The 16,324-nt window shown below is 68.8% G+C and carries 21 protein-coding genes; 8 read left to right on the top strand and 13 right to left on the bottom strand.

What is annotated here, in order from left to right; genetic code table 11:
* Positions 1 to 84: 84 nt before the first annotated feature.
* From lrp to Hhyl2_RS12360, 3 genes are read right to left on the bottom strand one after another with little or no spacing between them, the layout of a single operon-like run.
* On the bottom strand, positions 85 to 543 hold the full coding sequence (gene lrp, locus Hhyl2_RS12370; RefSeq protein ID WP_483551077.1) for an HTH-type transcriptional regulator Lrp: 459 nt from the start codon (positions 541 to 543) through the stop codon (positions 85 to 87).
* Between the two features lie 9 nt (positions 544 to 552).
* On the bottom strand, positions 553 to 915 hold the full coding sequence (gene glnK1, locus Hhyl2_RS12365) for a nitrogen regulatory protein GlnK1 (protein WP_483551076.1): 363 nt from the start codon (positions 913 to 915) through the stop codon (positions 553 to 555).
* Positions 908 to 2,200 carry an ammonium transporter gene (locus tag Hhyl2_RS12360; RefSeq protein ID WP_483551075.1) on the bottom strand — a complete coding sequence of 431 codons (1,293 nt, stop codon included), beginning with the start codon at positions 2,198 to 2,200 and terminating at the stop codon, positions 908 to 910. Before Hhyl2_RS12360 ends, glnK1 begins: the two co-directional genes overlap by 8 nt.
* Positions 2,201 to 2,654: 454 nt before the next feature.
* Between Hhyl2_RS12360 and Hhyl2_RS12355 the strand changes: the two genes are divergently transcribed.
* Complete coding sequence (locus tag Hhyl2_RS12355; RefSeq protein WP_483551074.1) at positions 2,655 to 2,783, top strand: hypothetical protein; 129 nt, start codon at positions 2,655 to 2,657, stop codon at positions 2,781 to 2,783.
* Entirely contained in the window at positions 2,783 to 4,123 is a 1,341-nt protein-coding gene (locus Hhyl2_RS12350) for a PAS domain-containing sensor histidine kinase (protein ID WP_483551073.1), read from the top strand. Before Hhyl2_RS12355 ends, Hhyl2_RS12350 begins: the two co-directional genes overlap by 1 nt.
* A gap of 3 nt (positions 4,124 to 4,126) precedes the next feature.
* Here Hhyl2_RS12350 and Hhyl2_RS12345 read toward each other — a convergent pair whose 3' ends face one another.
* The 5 genes from Hhyl2_RS12345 to hemB are packed head-to-tail and all read right to left on the bottom strand — an operon-like array spanning position 4,127 to position 8,074.
* Entirely contained in the window at positions 4,127 to 4,609 is a 483-nt protein-coding gene (locus Hhyl2_RS12345) for a DUF7519 family protein (protein WP_483551072.1), read from the bottom strand.
* On the bottom strand, positions 4,606 to 5,865 hold the full coding sequence (locus Hhyl2_RS12340) for a DUF58 domain-containing protein (protein WP_483551071.1): 1,260 nt from the start codon (positions 5,863 to 5,865) through the stop codon (positions 4,606 to 4,608). The genes Hhyl2_RS12345 and Hhyl2_RS12340 overlap by 4 nt, the downstream gene beginning before the upstream one ends.
* Positions 5,862 to 6,398: a DUF7269 family protein gene (locus Hhyl2_RS12335; RefSeq protein WP_483551070.1), complete on the bottom strand. Its 537-nt coding sequence runs from the start codon at positions 6,396 to 6,398 to the stop codon at positions 5,862 to 5,864. Before Hhyl2_RS12335 ends, Hhyl2_RS12340 begins: the two co-directional genes overlap by 4 nt.
* A complete protein-coding gene (locus tag Hhyl2_RS12330; RefSeq protein ID WP_483551069.1) occupies positions 6,395 to 7,042 on the bottom strand; it encodes a DUF4129 domain-containing protein in 648 nt (215 codons plus the stop codon). The genes Hhyl2_RS12335 and Hhyl2_RS12330 overlap by 4 nt, the downstream gene beginning before the upstream one ends.
* 51 nt (positions 7,043 to 7,093) lie before the next feature.
* On the bottom strand, positions 7,094 to 8,074 hold the full coding sequence (hemB, locus tag Hhyl2_RS12325; protein WP_483551068.1) for a porphobilinogen synthase: 981 nt from the start codon (positions 8,072 to 8,074) through the stop codon (positions 7,094 to 7,096).
* Between the two features lie 114 nt (positions 8,075 to 8,188).
* On the opposite strand from hemB, the gene Hhyl2_RS12320 reads away from it, so the two are divergent.
* Both Hhyl2_RS12320 and Hhyl2_RS12315 read left to right on the top strand, forming a co-directional pair.
* A complete protein-coding gene (locus Hhyl2_RS12320; RefSeq protein ID WP_483551067.1) occupies positions 8,189 to 8,815 on the top strand; it encodes a DedA family protein in 627 nt (208 codons plus the stop codon).
* A gap of 46 nt (positions 8,816 to 8,861) precedes the next feature.
* Positions 8,862 to 9,116: a hypothetical protein gene (locus tag Hhyl2_RS12315; protein ID WP_483551066.1), complete on the top strand. Its 255-nt coding sequence runs from the start codon at positions 8,862 to 8,864 to the stop codon at positions 9,114 to 9,116.
* A gap of 3 nt (positions 9,117 to 9,119) precedes the next feature.
* On the opposite strand, the gene Hhyl2_RS12310 is transcribed toward Hhyl2_RS12315, so the two are convergent.
* Positions 9,120 to 9,854: a competence/damage-inducible protein A gene (locus Hhyl2_RS12310; RefSeq protein WP_483551065.1), complete on the bottom strand. Its 735-nt coding sequence runs from the start codon at positions 9,852 to 9,854 to the stop codon at positions 9,120 to 9,122.
* 93 nt (positions 9,855 to 9,947) lie between these two features.
* Between Hhyl2_RS12310 and Hhyl2_RS12305 the strand changes: the two genes are divergently transcribed.
* Positions 9,948 to 10,568 carry a conditioned medium-induced protein 4 gene (locus Hhyl2_RS12305; RefSeq protein WP_483551064.1) on the top strand — a complete coding sequence of 207 codons (621 nt, stop codon included), beginning with the start codon at positions 9,948 to 9,950 and terminating at the stop codon, positions 10,566 to 10,568.
* 37 nt (positions 10,569 to 10,605) lie between these two features.
* A complete protein-coding gene (locus tag Hhyl2_RS12300) occupies positions 10,606 to 11,265 on the top strand; it encodes a CRISPR-associated protein Cas4 (RefSeq protein ID WP_483551063.1) in 660 nt (219 codons plus the stop codon).
* Here Hhyl2_RS12300 and Hhyl2_RS12295 read toward each other — a convergent pair.
* From Hhyl2_RS12295 to Hhyl2_RS12285, 3 genes are read right to left on the bottom strand one after another with little or no spacing between them, the layout of a single operon-like run.
* Positions 11,262 to 11,840 (bottom strand): L-threonylcarbamoyladenylate synthase, encoded by a 579-nt coding sequence (locus Hhyl2_RS12295; RefSeq protein WP_483551062.1) that lies wholly within the window; start codon positions 11,838 to 11,840, stop codon positions 11,262 to 11,264. The two genes, Hhyl2_RS12300 and Hhyl2_RS12295, sit on opposite strands and share 4 nt — an antisense overlap.
* A 1-nt stretch (position 11,841) precedes the next feature.
* Positions 11,842 to 12,354, bottom strand: a complete 513-nt coding sequence (locus Hhyl2_RS12290; protein ID WP_483551061.1) for a redoxin domain-containing protein — start codon at positions 12,352 to 12,354, stop codon at positions 11,842 to 11,844.
* Positions 12,354 to 12,638: a glutathione S-transferase N-terminal domain-containing protein gene (locus tag Hhyl2_RS12285; protein ID WP_483551060.1), complete on the bottom strand. Its 285-nt coding sequence runs from the start codon at positions 12,636 to 12,638 to the stop codon at positions 12,354 to 12,356. Before Hhyl2_RS12285 ends, Hhyl2_RS12290 begins: the two co-directional genes overlap by 1 nt.
* A 93-nt stretch (positions 12,639 to 12,731) precedes the next feature.
* Between Hhyl2_RS12285 and Hhyl2_RS12280 the strand changes: the two genes are divergently transcribed.
* Together Hhyl2_RS12280 and Hhyl2_RS12275 are read left to right on the top strand one after the other, a co-directional pair.
* A complete protein-coding gene (locus tag Hhyl2_RS12280; RefSeq protein WP_483551059.1) occupies positions 12,732 to 14,120 on the top strand; it encodes a hemolysin family protein in 1,389 nt (462 codons plus the stop codon).
* Between the two features lie 77 nt (positions 14,121 to 14,197).
* Positions 14,198 to 15,061 (top strand): SDR family oxidoreductase, encoded by an 864-nt coding sequence (locus Hhyl2_RS12275; RefSeq protein ID WP_483551058.1) that lies wholly within the window; start codon positions 14,198 to 14,200, stop codon positions 15,059 to 15,061.
* Here Hhyl2_RS12275 and Hhyl2_RS12270 read toward each other — a convergent pair whose 3' ends face one another.
* Positions 15,062 to 16,258, bottom strand: a complete 1,197-nt coding sequence (locus Hhyl2_RS12270) for an anion permease (protein WP_483551057.1) — start codon at positions 16,256 to 16,258, stop codon at positions 15,062 to 15,064. It abuts the gene before it with no gap.
* Positions 16,259 to 16,324: the final 66 nt, after the last annotated feature.

Here is a 16,324-nt window from a genome sequence, read left to right as displayed (position 1 = left end):
CTACTCCCGCTGCTATCAATCACGTCACCGGACCGGCTCCGTCCGTCGATACAGCGAGTCAAAAACCGGTCGTCGAGGGGGCAGTTATCGGTCGCCTTCGTCGACCGGGAACTGCTCGTGTTCGCGGACCGCGTTCAGGACGATGGCAGTCGACACCGAGCGGACGTACTCGTCGGTCACGAGCCGTTTGATGTAGGCGTTCATCTCGTCCGTGTCCTGGAACTTCCCGATCGCGATGATGTCGTGGCTGCCGGTGACCTCGTAGACGGCCAGCAGGTTGTGCTGTTCGCGCAGCGACTCGGTGACGTCGACGAGACCGTCGCCGTCGACCGAGAGCTGGAACACCGCCGTGACGTCGTAGCCCAGCGCACCGTAGTCGACGCGGGCGGTGTACTCCTCGATGATGCCGGCCGACTCCAGTTCGTCCATCCGCCGTGAGACGGTCGTCGCCGCGACACCCGTCTCGGTCGCGACGTCGCGCGCGCTGGCTCGGCCGTCCCGCAACAGCGCGTTCACGACCGCCCTGTCGATCTCGTCGACCATCCCCGACGCTCAGACGGCGTCCGGGCCGCTCTCTCCTGTCCGGACCTGGTAGGCGTCCTCGACCGGGAGGACGAAGATCTTTCCGTCGCCCTTCTCGCCGGTGTGGGCGCCGTCCTTGATGGCGCCGACGACGTCCTCGACCGGCGTGTCTGCGACGACACACTCGATCTTGACCTTCTGGTGGAGATCGACGACGTACTCCTCGCCGCGCCACTGCCCTTTCTTGGCGGGCTGTGAGCCGCGGCCGGAGACGTTCGTGACTGTCAGGGAAGGCGCCCCGACCTCCGCCAGCGCCTTCTTGACGTCACCGAGTTTGTCGGGCCGTACCATCGCGATGATCATCTTGATTTCGCGGTCGTCAGTTTCACTCATCGTTGACACCTCCGTCAGTGCGGACGTTCTCCGTGGTCATACCACCGTCGGCGACGACGCTGTCACCGGTTCCGAATTCGGGGTAGGTCTCGACGCCGTGTTCGCTGACGTCCAGGCCTTCCTGCTCGTGTTCGGGCGTGACGCGTGCCTGCCCGACGGCCTTCAGCGCGTACCAGATCACACCCGTCGCGACGATCGTCCAGCCGCCGATGGCGACGACGCCGATGAGCTGTGCGATGAACGCGTTCACGATGCCGCCCGCAGGGGCCGAGGCCGCGACGAACGGGTACATGAGCGTCCCCAGCACACCAGCGCTGCCGTGGACGGGGAAGACCGCACAGACGTCGTCGATCTTCAGCTTCTTCTCGACGAACTCGAAGACCAGCGGGAGCTGGACACCAGCGAGGCCGCCGACGACGAAGGCACCCCACCACGAGGTGGTGTGCGGGATCGCCGTGATGCCGACCAGACCGGCCAGCAGGCCGTTGGCGACGTACAGCGTGTCGACCTTGCCGGTGCGCATCCAGGCGACGAGCCCGGCACCCATCGCACCGCAGGCCATCGCGATCGTGGTCGTCATGGCGACGCGGCCGAGCTGGTCACCGAGGAAGCCCTCGCCGATGATGGCGGAGGTCCCGACGTTGAAGCCGTACCAGCCAAAGGCCAGGATCAGCGTCCCCAGGACGGCGAAGGTCAGCGAGTGACCGGGGATGACGTTCGCGGAACCGTCCTCGTTGTACCGACCCATACGTGGGCCCAGGACGTAGGCTGCGGTGAGGCCGGCGATACCGCCCATGCCGTGGACGATCATGCCGCCCGCGAAGTCAGTGAAGCCGGCGCCACCGAAGCTGATGTAGGCGCCTGCCCACGTGATGCCGGTGACGACCGGGTAGATGACCGCCGCCAGCAGGAACGTGTACGTGATGTACGCGCGGAGTTTCGCGCGACCGGCCACCGCCCCGGAGACGATGGTCGCTGCCGTCATCGCGAAGACGGCGCCGTAGAGCCAGTCGATCCAGCCCGTGCCGCTGGTCATCGCGGCGGAGGCGAACCCGCCACCGCCGACCAGTGACGAGATGCCCGCGCCGATGAGGAAGAACACCGTCACCCCGACCGACCAGGTCAGGAGGTTCTTCGTCAGCTGGTTCGCGACGTTCTTCGAGCGCACCTGCCCCGCCTCGAGCATGGCGAAGCCGGCGTGCATGAAGAAGATCAGGAACGATACCATCAGCACCCACGTGTAGTTGAGTGCGTCCGCGGTTACCTGGAGTGGTGCAAGTACCATTTTGTGTTCACCTGTTTCAGTTTGCTTCGTAGTTTAGTTTGAACGTCCAACTCTATCGCCATCTGCTCCAACTTTCGGCAGTTCGTTCACGGAGAAGTCTCTTGTCAGAGGTATACATAAGGGTTTGCTTTATGAAAGTGGGAATGAGGCACTCTACGGTAGACGACTGTCCAGATTATAGTACAGTATTATGGATATAAGGTTGTTCTCCGTCAAGAAATACAGCGTTTGTCTGCGGGTGTTTTGGACGAACGTCGACCGCTAGAGCGGCCGTTCGGGCCGAGATGGGCCTGATTTGCTTGCGCGCGCCCCGCTGTGGCGGGTGTTGCCAGCGGCGTCAGCGTTATATGATTCAAAACAAACGTACGGACTGATCTGTAAGAACTGTATTTATGTAGCAGTCTACGATATCTCTGAGATCATTTCGACATTCTATCGACACAGAAGCATACACATGACCACTACTCGACCACGAGTCTGGGAGGAACCGAACGGCTACCCCATCGTGACCGCACGGGACATGCTTTCCGCCAGCGAGACTGTCGCTACAGCAGCTACTGACAGCGAGGGGAGCGCCGATTGATGTTCGGTGTCGACGGGAACGGCCGGCTCTCGTTCGTGACTGCGGAGTTCGCGACGCTGCTCTCGGCGGATGCGGCGACACTTCGGGGGCGTTCGCTCTCGTCGCTCCTCGCTGGCGACGACGCCGACGCGGTCCGCCGTGCCGTGCGGGCGGTCCGTTCCGGCGACGACCGGCGGACCCGCCGGTGCCAGGTCACGTTCGATCTCGGCGACCGCCACGTCCCGGCGACCGTCGAGGTGACGGCCGTCGACGGGAGCGTCGTCTGTTCGGTCCACCGGTCGACGAGCGTCCACGACCGGTTCGACCACCTGTTCGATCTCATCGACGACGCCGCAGTGGCGTTCGAGATGGTCGCGGGGACGCCGGTCGTACGGGCGGTCAATTCGACGTTCGTGGACACCTTCGGCTACGACCCCGCCGACATCGTCGGCGAGTCGCTCAACGACTTCATCGTCCCCGAGGGGAAAGGCGACGAGGCGACCGACTACGACCAGCGCACGGCCGAGGGGAAGCCGAACCACGCTATCGTCGCCCGGCAGACGGTCGACGGGCGCCGGGAGTTCGACTACCACAGCGTCCCCTACGAGGCAGAGGACGGCCGACGGTACGGCTTCGCCATCTACTCCGACGTCACCGAGGACCGCCGGCGCCGACAGCGACTCCGTGTCCTCCACCGCGTATTGCGCCACAACCTTCGGAACGATCTCTCCGTGGTCATCGGGGCCGCACAGCACCTCCGGGATGACACGACCGACGGGGAGACGGTCGCGATCACGGACCGAATCCTCGATGCGGCCGGGCGACTCGATGCGGTCAGCCAGCAGGCAAAGGAGGTCGAGTCGGCGCTGGCCAACACCACCGACCGACCGGTCGATCCCGTCACGCTGGCCCGGGGCGTTGCACGGACCTACGAGGAGTCGGTCAGCGTCGACCCGTCGATACGGTCCTCGGTGGCGGTCCCCGGTGGACCGGGGCTGTACGACGCGCTGGACAACCTCGTCGAGAACGCCGTCGAGCACACCCCCGACGGGACGACGGTGCGGATCGTCGTCGAGGAGGACGGCGACGAGGCGCTCCTGCGGGTCGCCGACGACGGGCCTGGAATCCCCGATATCGAACGTGCGGCGGTCTTCGAGGGTGAAACCATCACGACGCTCCAGCACGGCAGTGGACTCGGTATCTGGCTCGCCCGGTGGGTCGCCGAGTCGGCCGGCGGCGACGTCAGATACGACCGGGCGGCAGGCTGGACGGTCGTGACGCTCCGGCTTCCGACCGTGGCAGCCGACGGGAGTGATGTTCTGGACCTGGACGCGGCCGAATCGGGGACGCCGTCGGACTGACGCTCACCGCCGGAGCGCCGCGGTCAGCGCCACGCCGCCCAGGACGAGCGCTGCCAGGGCCAGGGGCGGTAACCGGAAGGAACTCGTCCGGAACAGCACCGCCGCGACCAGCGCCGCCCCCGTCACGAGCCCCGTCGTCCCGGCGGTGTGGCTCAGTTCCAGCCCCAGACTCCGTGCCTCGCCAAGGTCGTCCCGGAGTTCGACCGCCGAGTGGGCGAACGTCCAGGCCAGCACCGTTCCGACGCCGGCCGCGAGTATCGTCGTCGTCCCGGCGCCCTGGACGCCGGCGACCAGCAGTTGGCCGAACAGCGCCACGCCGACGACGTTCGCCAGCAGTCCGCTGTCGGTCAGCTGGCTCCCAACCAGCGCGAGGAGCGCCGCGACGCCGGCGGCCGTCGCCAGCGGGCCGATACCGGCGACGAACAGCGTCCCGACGGTCGCCAGCCCCGCAGCCAGCGCACAGCCCTGGCCGGTCGTTGGCGTCATCCGCCGTCCCTCCCGGCCCGCCCGAGCAGGCCCTGGAGTGATTCGTCGGCCCCCCAGTCGTACACCTCGACGCCGGCCGCACGAAGCGCTCGCAGGCGGTCGGCCCGTTCGAGGTGGGCCAGTCGGTGACCGGCCGTGTTCGTCGCCGTCGCGTCGGGACTGACGACGGTCACCGGGTGGCCGCGTGCGGCGAGTCGACGGGCGACGCTGGCGCTCTCGTCGTCACACAGCGGGCTCAGGAAGATGACGTTGGCTGCTTTCGGGAGCTGTGCGAACAGGCGCTCGACGTCCGGCGACTCGGTCACCGGCGTCGCCGCGAACGCGCGGTCTTCGCGGATGCGGTCCCGTGCCTGCTGGCGGTGGGCGGCGCTCTGGCCCGGCGGGAGCCAGCTCTCCTGCGGTGAGAGGGCGGCCAGCCCGACCGCGTGGCCGTCCTCGGGCAGCCCCTCCACGAGCGCGAGCGCGGCGGTCGTCGAGCGCTCGACGGCGGTCTGGGCCGTCTCGTCCGGCGCGACGGCCGCGGCCTGCCGGGTGTCGACCAGGACGACGACCGTCGCCGCCTGCTCGCGCTGGAACTCGACGGTCGTCAGCTCACCGGTCCGGGCGTAGCGGTTCCAGTCCACCCGCGAGAGCGGATCGTTCGGGCGCCGCTCGCGGACCGCGTAGAAGGACTGGCCCGACCCGCCGTCGTCGACCGGGACCTGTCCCGGCCGGCGATAGACTGCGGGGATCAGCGCCAGCATGGCTTTCCCGCTGGGGCGCGCCCAGGTGACCGCGTCCGGCGACACCTCCACACGGTCGTGGCGGGCGACCACGCCGACCACGTCCCGGACGATGACCGTCACCGGATCGAACACGCAGCGGTCGGTGCCGCCCGTCATCTCGTAAGTCACCGTCGTGCTCGCGCCCGGCCGGAGGCTCGTTCCGACCGAGGCCGACCCCTCGACGACACGGACCGTCTCGGGGACGCCGTCGGCCACGCGGACGTCCGGCAGCGTCCGCTCGCCCTCGTTGCGGACGGTCAGGTGGACCGTCACCGACTCGCCGACACCGGGGTCCGGCGGCTCGATGGACCGCTCGATCGCGACGCTGGTCGGCGGCGGCGCGGCCACACGGTCGTAGGCGCCAAGCGCCGCACCGATACCGCCCAGCAGGACGAGCGAGGGTGTCTGTGCGACCAGGCCGACGGCTGCAGCCAGCAGCGCGGCACCGGTCAGCCCCAGCCAGCGCCCGGTCTGGTGGACCGTCCCGCTCATCGCTCGTCCTCGCGGTCCAGCAGTTCGGTCGTCGCCGCGCCCACCCAGCGGTGGAACGGCCGGACGCCGGAGAGCCACCCCTCGATCCGGGCCCGCAGCGAGGGGCCGACGTCGTCGGGAGACAGCAGCGCCGCCGCGCGCGGGTCGTCCGTCCAGCTCCCGTCGGCCAACTGCTGCTCGGCCGCCGACCTGGTCAGGCCCCGCCGTTCCAGCACCGAGACGGCGACGGTCGCCACCCGGTCGCGGATGGCCGTGCTGTCCTGGCCCGCCGCCAGCGCGTCGTCGACCGCGTCGCCCGGGACCGTCGCTGCCCGGCTGTCGGTGTCGGGGAGCCCGGGCCGTTCGTCGCCCTCCAGGGAGTGGACGAGCAGGCCCAGTAGCGCCACGCCGCCGGCGACGACGGCCACGGCGACCAGCAGGAGGTTCCGGGTGTTGCTGGGGACGACGGCGGCGCCGACGGCCGCGAGGCCGACCCCGATGATCGTCGCGCCCAGTCCGATAGCGAGCGGGAGCGGGCGAAGCGTCGCCGTCATCCACCGTCCTCCCGCGGGCCGGTCGCCCGGTCGAGTGCCTCGCGAGCGCGCTGTTCGAGGTCGGAAGTCGGCTCGGCCCCGCCGTAGCGCACCTGCTCGAACGTCTCGCGGAGTCGGTCCAGCGCCTCCGGGTCCTCGCTGGCGCCGGCGACCCGCCGGGCGTACTCCTGGGGGGTCGTCGCGCCGTCGGCCGGTCCCAGGCGCTCGGTCAGGTCGGCCCAGGCCCGGTAGACGTCGTTCGAGAGCGGTACGTCGATGCTGTCGGTCGAGTAGGTCGGTTCGTCGGCGCCGTCGCTCCCGCTCACGAACGCGGGTTCGTGGTCGTTCCCCTCGACGCTTCCGCCGCCGGCGAACCGCCAGACGGCGATCACCACGATGAGGAACGCGGCGACGAGCGCGCCGACGGCCGGGGGCGAGAGGTCGGGGACCAGCGAGCGCGCGCCGCCGTCCTCGGCAGGCGGGTTTGCGTCGCTGTCGCTGTCGGGCCCGTCGTAGTCCGCGCCGGGGTTGTCGATCTCCCTGTCGTCCATCTCGGGGTTGACCCGGTCACGGCCGGTGCTCGCGTCGAGACTGGCGGCACCGACGCTGAACGACAGCAGGGCGACCGTGGCCACGGCGGCCACGAGGAGGGTCTGTCGTCGCATGTGCGTGTGCCTGGGTTCTGGCGGTTGAATAGGTTGCGGGGTCTCTCTCGCTCAGAGACGGTCGGCGACGTCCTCGGCGAAGTAGGTGAGGATCAGGTCCGCACCGGCCCGTTTGATCGACAGCAGCGACTCGTAGGCGGTCGCCTCCAGGTCGAGCCACCCCTTCTCGGCGGCCGCGTGCAACATCGCGTACTCGCCGGAGACGTTGTAGGCGGCGACGGGGTGGTCGTGGTCCGCTCGGACCTGGGCGACGATATCGAGGTAGGGCAGTGCGGGCTTGACCATCAGTACGTCCGCGCCCTGCTCGACGTCCAGATCGACCTCGCGGCGTGCCTCGCGGGCGTTGGCGGGGTCCATCTGGTAGTGCCGGCGGTCGCCGAACGCGGGTGCGCCGTCGGCGGCGTCCCGGAACGGGCCGTAGAACGCCGACTCGTACTTGGCGGCGTAGCTCATGATCGGGACCTCCGTGTGGCCGTCGCCGTCCAGCGCCTCGCGGATGGCGCCGACCATCCCGTCCATCATGCCCGAGGGCGCGACCATGTCGGCGCCGGCGCGGGCGTGACTGACGGCGATCTTCCCCAGCAGGTCGAGCGTCTCGTCGTTACGGACCGTCAGTGTCGGGTCCTCGGCGGCGGTCTCCTCCAGCACCCCGCAGTGGCCGTGAGCGGTGTACTCACAGAGACAGACGTCCGTGACGACGTAGGCGTCGGTCTCGGCGGTGATGCGGCGGGTCGCCTCCTGGACGACGCCGTCCTCGGCCCAGGCGCGCGAGCCCCGCTCGTCCTTGGATTCGGGGACGCCAAAGAGCATGACCGCCTCGACGCCGGTCTCGCGGATCTCCGCGACGCGGGCGACAGCCTCGTCGACGGGGACCCGTTCGTGTCCGGGCATCGTCTCGATGGGCACCCGCTCGTCGGTCGTCGCGTCGACGAACACGGGGGCGATGAGGTCCGACGCGTCCAGGTCTGTCTCGCGCACGAGCGGCCGGACGCCGTCGGTCCGGAGTCGTCGCGGGCGACGTGGCATGTCCATATCTCCCGGTCGGACGCTCGGAGCCATGAACCCACCGCTTGCGAACGCGACACACGCCACCGTCGACCCCAGGACAGAAACGATTTACGCCGGGCCGGGCCACAACGACGGTAGATGGCGACCGATACGACGCGGGGGCCGGTGCGGACGTTCGCCGAGGACTACGGCCTGCTCCTGGTCGCGGCGTTCTTCGCGCTCCTGGGCGTCGCCGGCATCGCGCTGTACGTCTTCGGCGACACGGCGTTCGCGGAACGCCTGCTCCAGCGGTACGGGCTGGCGGCGCTCTTTCTGGTGTTCATCCTCGAAGGGGCGATGCTGCTGTATTTCGCGCCCAGCGAGGCGCTGGTCCCGGCGGCCGTAGCTATCCTCGCACAGACGACCGGGGGCTACGATCTGCCGAGCGTCGCAGCGATCCTCGCCGTCGCGGTCGCAGGCGCCACCGTCGGCCAGACGGCGCTGTTCCTGCTGGCGAAACGCGGCGGCCGCGAGTGGCTGCTCGACCGGCCGTGGTTCCGCGTCAGCGAGGACCGCCTCGACCGCTTCGGGCACATGTTCGACCGCTTCGGCATCCTCGCGGTCCCGCTCAGCAACACGCTGCTGTTCACCCGCGGCATGCTGACCGTCCCGGCCGGCGTCGCGGGCATGGAGACGCGCCGGTTCGTCGCGCTCTCGGCGCTCGGGACGCTCTCGTTCGAGATCCTGCTGGCCGCGACCGCCATGGGGATCCTCGAACTGTTCTAACGGTCTGATAGGAGCGTTTACTACCTTTCCCGGCGTTCTAGTCTCCATGACGCCCTCGGTACACGTCGGCCAGACCACCCAGGACCGTCTCCAGCGGCTTCGCGAGGAGATCACGCTCGAAACCGGCCAGAAAGTCACCCAGGAGGACCTACTCGAACGCATCGTCGAACGGAGCTACGACGCACGAACCACGCTCATCGACTCCTACAGGGACGAGTGGGAGGGGTTGACCGAGACATCGTTACCTTCCGACACCGTCGAGGCGGCGGACGACGACCGATCCGACTCGATGCTCGACTGATCGCTACTCCTCGATTGTCTCGATACGCTCCCGGAGCCACGCCGCGGCGTCCGCGACGGCTGCGGGGTCCTCGCCGGTGACGGTCACCCGCCCCGGCGTCCCGTCTTTCCGGGGGTAGCTCCCGACAGCGACGTCGAACCGCTCGCGCGCCGTGGTGATCTGGGCGACGACCGCGCCCTCCGGTGCGGGCGTGTGGATGGTCTCGGTGGTCCGGTCGCCGCCGAAGTCGTCGGCGACGATAGCGAACATGGCTTTCAGTTCCTCGGGGATGCCCGGCAGGACGTAGACACCCTCGACGACACAGCCCGCAGCGAAGCTCTCGTCGGTCAGCAGTGGTTCACCACCCGCAGGAATCGCTGCCCAGGCGTCTAGGTCGAGATCCATCTCGTAGCGGTCGACCACCTCGGGGTTGTCGGTGGCGAACCGCTCGGCCTTCGCTTCGAGGTGTCCGCGGACGTCGTCGGGGACCACGAGGTCCCGGTCGAAGGCCCGGGCGACGCCGGCCTTTGTCACGTCGTCGGGCGTTCCCCCGATACCGCCGGTGACGACGACGGCGTCGAACGCCGCGTGGAACCGGGCAACGGCGTCGGCGATGACCGCCTCGTCGTCGGGCACCGTGAGGATACGGGTGACTCGCGCGCCCACCGCCGAGAGCCGCCGGGCCAGCCACGTCGCGTTCGTGTTCTCCGTGTCGCCGGCGAGCAACTCGTCGCCGACGGTGAGCAGGGCCACGTCCATGCCAGGAGGTCGGGGTCAGTGGGCCTAAGCGTGGCGGCGACCGCTCGTTTCCCCAACAGATATTTATCCGTCGACCGGTAGTGTTCCGGTTCGATGGACGAAAAGACCGAGGAACTCCGTGACATCTTCATGGACGTCTCCGGCGAGGAGCGTGTGACGGAGTCACAGGCCGATCAGCGGGGCTCACTGGCCGATGCCGACGACGACTCGGTGGCCGAGCGGCTCCGTGAGGTCGTCGCGCGGATGCGCGAGCGGTACGAGTTCCGGACCGGCTTCGACGACGAGGGGTTGGTGACGGTGGTGCGTGGGTTCTACGAGGGCGAGAACGACGCCGACATGGCCGAGCGCCTCGACACCGACGAGGACAGCATCGTCGACGCGCGACTGGACCTGCACCTCCTCCGGGAGACCGATGACGACGCGCCCTTCGACGTCCCCGCGTTCCGCAAGCGCGTGGTCAACAGCGACGGCAGCGACGCCGATCTGGCCGACGCGTTCGACGTCGACGAGGCGACCGCGGCTCACTACCGTGCGGTCGTCGAGGCACAGGCCGCCGCCCGGCAGGTGAGCCACCGCTTCCAGAGCGAGTTCGAGGACGTGCTGACCGAGGCGGGCCTCTCGACCCAGCACACCGCCGCGGTCCGGGAGACCGGCCTCGACGAGGCGACGGAGGACATCGACTCGCTGGACTCGGACGCCGACGTCTCGATGTAGGCGAACCCTTTTGCCCGAAGCCGGGACCAGCCCCCCTGTGTCCCACACCTTCCGTGATCTGGAGACGGCCGCGTACTGCCCGCGAAAACTCTACTACCGCCGGCGGGACGGGCCGCCAGACGTCCCCGACGAGGTGGGTCGGATCCGCGAGCTGGCCTTCGACTACGAGCGACTGCTGGCCGACGACGCCGCGCTGCTGGCCGCACCGGTCGAGGCCGACCCGGCGACCGTCCGCGAGCGCTTGCGACGGGCACGCGAGCGCCTGGCGTCCTGGAACGACCTGGCTGACCCCGCAGGCCGGGACGTCCACCTCGACGGGAAGGACGCCCGCGGCGTCGCACACAAACTCGTCGACGGACCGGACGGCCCCGCCCCGTCGCTCGTCTTCGCCGGGACGCCGCCGGACCAGGGGGTCTGGGAGCCTCAGACAGTCAGGCTCGTCGCGGCCGCGAAGGCCCTGGCCTGGGAACGTGAACGACCGGTCGAGCACGCCTTCGCCGAGTACCCGGCACACGGTGTCGTCCGCCGCGTCGAGATCACCGCACGGCGAGCGGGCGTCTACCGTGGGGCGCTCCGGACCGCGGCGAGCATCGACGGGCCGCCGGCCAGAGCCGACAGCGACGCCAAGTGCGACCCCTGCGACTACCGCCAGCAGTGCGGGGTCCGGACCCGATCGCTGCGGTCGCTCCTCGACTAGTGGTCCGCGAGCCAGGCCTCGACGGCGTCGGCCTGCGCGCCCCGCCGGTGGATCGTCCCGGCAGCGACGTCGACGACAGTCGAGCCCGTGCCGCCGGTCTCGCCGCCGTCGAGGACGACCGCTGCTCGCTCGCGGATGGCGTCGAGGTCGTCGACAGCCCTCGCGCTGGGGTTCCCCGAGACGTTGGCGCTCGTGGCCGTCAGCGGCGCGACGGCTTTCAGGAGATCCAGCGCGACGGGGTGGTCTGGTACCCGGATCCCGACGCGGTCGCCGCCGTCGACCAGCACGTCCGGGACCACGTCGCGGCGCTCGACGACGACGGTGACCGGCCCCGGCAGGAACTCCCGCATGAACGCCACCTCGCGGTCGGTCAGCCGAGCGTACTCGCCGGCGGCGTCGACGTCGGGGACAGCGAGCGATATCGGCTTGTCACGGGCCCGCCCCTTCGCCTCGAAGACCCGCTCGACGGCGTCGGCGTCGAGTGCGTCCGCCGCGAGGCCGTACACCGTCTCCGTCGGGTAGACGACCAGCTTTCCCTCGCGGATGGCCGCGGCCGCTGTCTCGATGTCCGTCATCTCACAGCTGGGCTTCGACCGCGTCGTAGTCGGGGAAGGAGGGCCACTCCTGACCCACCCAGGCGTACTCGACGGTCCGGTCGTCGTCGAGGACGAACACGGCCGGCCGTGGTTCGGCGATGCCGGCCATCCCGTCGGTCGCCATCGCGATGCCGTACTGCTCGGCGACGCCGTTGCCGGGGTCCGAGTAGAGGCGGTAGTCGCCCTCGATGTCCCGCTCGTCGAGCAGGTCCTTGTGGGCGTACGGCGTCGAGATGGAGAGGCCGACGACGGTCGCCGACTCGTGCCATTCCCGGTCGCGGATCTCGTTCCAGACGTACGTCGCCGGGAACGCGCCGTCCATCGGGTGGAAGACGAGTACCACGGGATCGTCGCTCTCGGCACACACCTCGGAGAGGGCGACGTCCTCCCAGTACTCGTCGTTCACGAGCGGGCGTGTGAAGTCGGGCGCCTGCTCGCCCGCTTCGGGCGGGTCCGCCGGGCCGAGGTCGACGATGTCGAAGCCGAGGTCCATCAGGCCTCACCTCGGCTCTCTGCTGTGGCCGCTTCGTTCCCGTACGTCCGCTCGATGTACTCGACGATGTTCGCGGACTCGCTCATCGTGATGCCCGTGTTCTCGTCGACGATGGCCGGGACGGTTCGCTTGCCCGTCAATCGCTTGACGACGTCGCGTTCGGAGTGCATCGGCTCGACGAACCGCGAGCGGTAGTCCAGGTCGTGCTCCCGGAGTACCCGCACGACGCGCTCGCAGAACGGACACGCCTGCAGTCGATACAGGGTGATGGCAGGGTCGCTCATACGGGCCGACGTAGGACCGAGTCGAGGGTAAGGGCTTCGGCGCTGCCCGCCATGACAAGCCTTAATCCCCGTCCATTACAACTCGGATCGTTGATGGCCCTGGATCCACCTGCGCTGCTCGCGCTGTCTCTGCCACCGCTCCAGACAGTCGGCGTGCTCGGTATCCCGATTCCGCAGAACGTCATCGTCGCTACTGGTATCGTCACCATCCTGCTGCTGATCGGTCTCTCGGCCTTCTTCTCCTCCTCGGAGATCGCCATGTTCTCGCTGCCGGCCCACCGGACCGAGGCGCTCGTCGAGGACGGCGTCAAAGGTGCCAAGACGCTCCAGCAACTCAAGTCCGACCCGCACCGCCTGCTGGTCACGATCCTGGTTGGAAACAACCTCGTCAACATCGCGATGTCCTCCATCGCGACGGGACTGCTGGGCTTCTATCTCTCGCGTGGCGAGGCCGTCCTGGCTGCGACGTTCGGCATCACCGCCGTCGTGCTGCTGTTCGGCGAGAGCGCGCCCAAGAGCTATGCCGTCGAGAACACCGAGTCCTGGGCCCTGACCATCTCCCGGCCGCTGAAGGTCGCCGAGAAGGTCCTCATCCCGCTGATCCTGCTGTTCGACTACCTCACCCGCATCGTCAACAAGATCACCGGCGGTCGGTCCGCCATCGAGACCTCCTACGTCACCCGCGAGGAGATCCAGGACATCATCGAGACGGGTGAACGCGAGGGGGTCCTCGACGAGGAGGAACGCGAGATGCTCCAGCGGACCCTGCGGTTCAACAACACCATCGCAAAGGAGGTCATGACGCCGCGCCTGGACATGACCGCCGTCGCCAAGGACGACTCCGTCCAGGAGGCCCTGGAGACCTGCATCCAGAGCGGTCACGCGCGGGTGCCGGTCTACGAGGGGAGTCTGGACAACGTCATCGGCGTCGTCCACATCCGCGACCTGGTCCGCGATCTGAACTACGGCGAGGCCATCGCGAAGGACATCAGGCTCGAAGACCTCATCGAACCGACGCTGCACGTCCCCGAGTCCAAGAACGTCGACGACCTGCTGACGGAGATGCGCAAAGAGCGCATGCACATGGTCATCGTCATCGACGAGTTCGGGACCACCGAGGGGCTGGTGACGATGGAGGACCTCACCGAGGAGATCGTCGGCGAGATCCTCGAAGGCGAGGAGGAAGAGCCCATCGAGTACGTCGACGACGACACCGTCGTCGTCAAGGGCGAGGTCAACATCGAGGAGGTCAACGAGGCCCTGGAACTGGAACTCCCGGAGGGCGAAGAGTTCGAGACCATCGCCGGCTTCATCTTCAATCGTGCGGGACGCCTCGTCGAGGAGGGCGAGACGATCACCTACGACGGCGTCGAGATCCGCGTCGAACAGGTCGAGAACACCCGGATCATGAAAGCCCGCGTCGCACGCCTCGACCAGGATCCCAACGAGGAGACAGATCCAGAGGAAGCCTCCACTGAGTAAACTCCTCACGGTCGCTACTTCGGTTTCTGCCCGGTTCGAGGGCCAGTACTATGTAGCTCCCTGCCGACGGGGCGTGCATGTCTCTGGAACAGCCCGACCTCTCGGGCAGTACCGCGTTCATCACCGGTACCACCCGTGGCATCGGCAAGCAGATCGCGCTCGCCCTGGCCGAACAGGGCTGTAACGTCGTCTCGACCGGCAAGACCAGCGAGGAGGGCGACTACGGCCAGGAGCGCGACCTGGAGGGGTCGATCGAACAGACGGCCCGCGAGGTCCGGGACCTGGGGGCCGAGGCGCTCCCGATCCAGCTCGACATCCGCGACGCCGACGCGGTCCAGGCGGCCGCCGACGAGGCCATCGACCACTTCGGGACGGTCGACATCGTCGTCAACAACGCCAGCGCCATCCAGCTGGCCACCGTCGAGGACCTGCCACCGAACCGGTTCGACCTCCTGACCGAGGTGAACGTTCGGGGCACCTACCTCACCTCGCGGGCGTTCATCGACCACCTCAAGGGGCTCGACGAGGGGTGGATCCTCACCAACGCGCCGCCGGTGACCGTCGACCGCAGTCCGGGCCAGGGGCCGTATCTCTGGTCGAAGCTCGGGATGTCCTTCGTCACGCTCTCGCTCGCGGGCGAGTTGAGCGGTCACGACATCGGCTGTAACACCTTCTGGCCCGTCACTGCCGTCGACACGCGGGCGACACGGCACTTCGGGCTGGGGACCGAGGACGACTGGCGCACCCCGGACGTGGTCTCGGACGCTGTGCTCCAGATCCTGCGCAACGACCCCGCGGAGTTCACGGGCGAGTCGCTCTACGACGAGGATGTCCTCCGTGCGGCCGGCGTCACCGACTTCTCGGCGTACAACCTCACGCCCGGCGACCCGGCGCCGACCTCGGCCCAGATGATCGACCCCGACTACAGCCGCCCGGAGTAATCAGAGGCTGTCGACGAGCAGGAACAGACCGTAGCTCACCCCGAACGCGAGTGCGAGCGACCCGAGCCAGGCCAGCACCGTCTTGCCCATCTTCGAGCGACTGACCTCGCCGCCGCCGGCGGCCGCTCCCGACCCGACGATGGCCGAGACGATGATCTCGTTGAACGAGACGGGAACGCCCAGGAAGACGGCCGTCTGTGCGATGATGAAACTCGGGATGAGCGCGGCGATCGAGCGGCGCGGGCCGAGCGAGGAGTAGTCCTGCGCGATGGCCTTGATCATCCGCGGCGCGCCGGTCCACGAACCTACGAGCAGGCCGAAACCGCCAAAGAGCAGGACGGCGGTGATCGGGATCGCGGCTGTCGGCCCCTCCCCGAGTAGCGGGAGCAACGGTCCGAGCGCCAGCCCCACTTGACTCCCGCCGGCCGAGAAGGCGACCAGGCCGCCCAGCACCAGGAGGAAGTGGCGCTGTCCCGCGTCGGGGTCGGCCCGGACGTCACGGTACAACAGGCCGCCAGATAGCAGCGCGGCCACGAGCGTCACCCCGACGACAGTCGGTAGATCGGCCGTTCCCGCGGCCGCCGCGACGGCCTGCGCGACCGAGGCCTGCTGTGAACCGGGCGCCAGCAGGACGAACCGGACGTTCGCCATGATCGCACCGACGAGCGCGGCGAGTGCCGGCACCTGGAGTTGCTCGGAGGTGCCCTCGTGGCGCAGGAGCCACGCCGTCGCGAAGGCGATGCCCCCGCCGACGAACGGGACCGCGACCCACAGCGAGACGATCTCGACGTACTTCGCGGTCGCGGGCTGGCCACCCATCGCCAGACCGACACCCACGACGGCGCCGGTGACGGTGAAGGCCGTCGCGATGGGGTAGCCCGTGAAGATACCGACTGCGACCAGGGCCGCGGCGGTCAGCAGCGCGACGATGGCGGCCGCGGCCGAGAGCCCGCCGCCGTCGGGGAAGACGATCAGCCCGCCGCCGACCGTCTCCGTCACGTTCGCGCCCTGGAGGACCGCGCCGGCGAGTCCGAGGATACCGACGAAGAAGCCCGCCCGCATCACCGAGATCGCGTTGGCCCCGACGGCCGGCGCGAACGGCGTCGACCCCGATGAGCCGGCCCCGATCGTCCAGGCCATGAACAGACTTGCGGCTGCTGCGATCACCAGCGTCGCCAGCACACTCGTCGCGACCATCTACCCCGGCGTTTGCCCTACCGTGCAATGAGCCTACCGCTCGGCACGGCGGATCTCCACCTGAAA

The sequence above is a fragment of the Haloarcula sp. H-hyl2 genome, from assembly GCF_056934385.1.
This window is presented reverse-complemented; position numbering and strand designations above follow the sequence as displayed.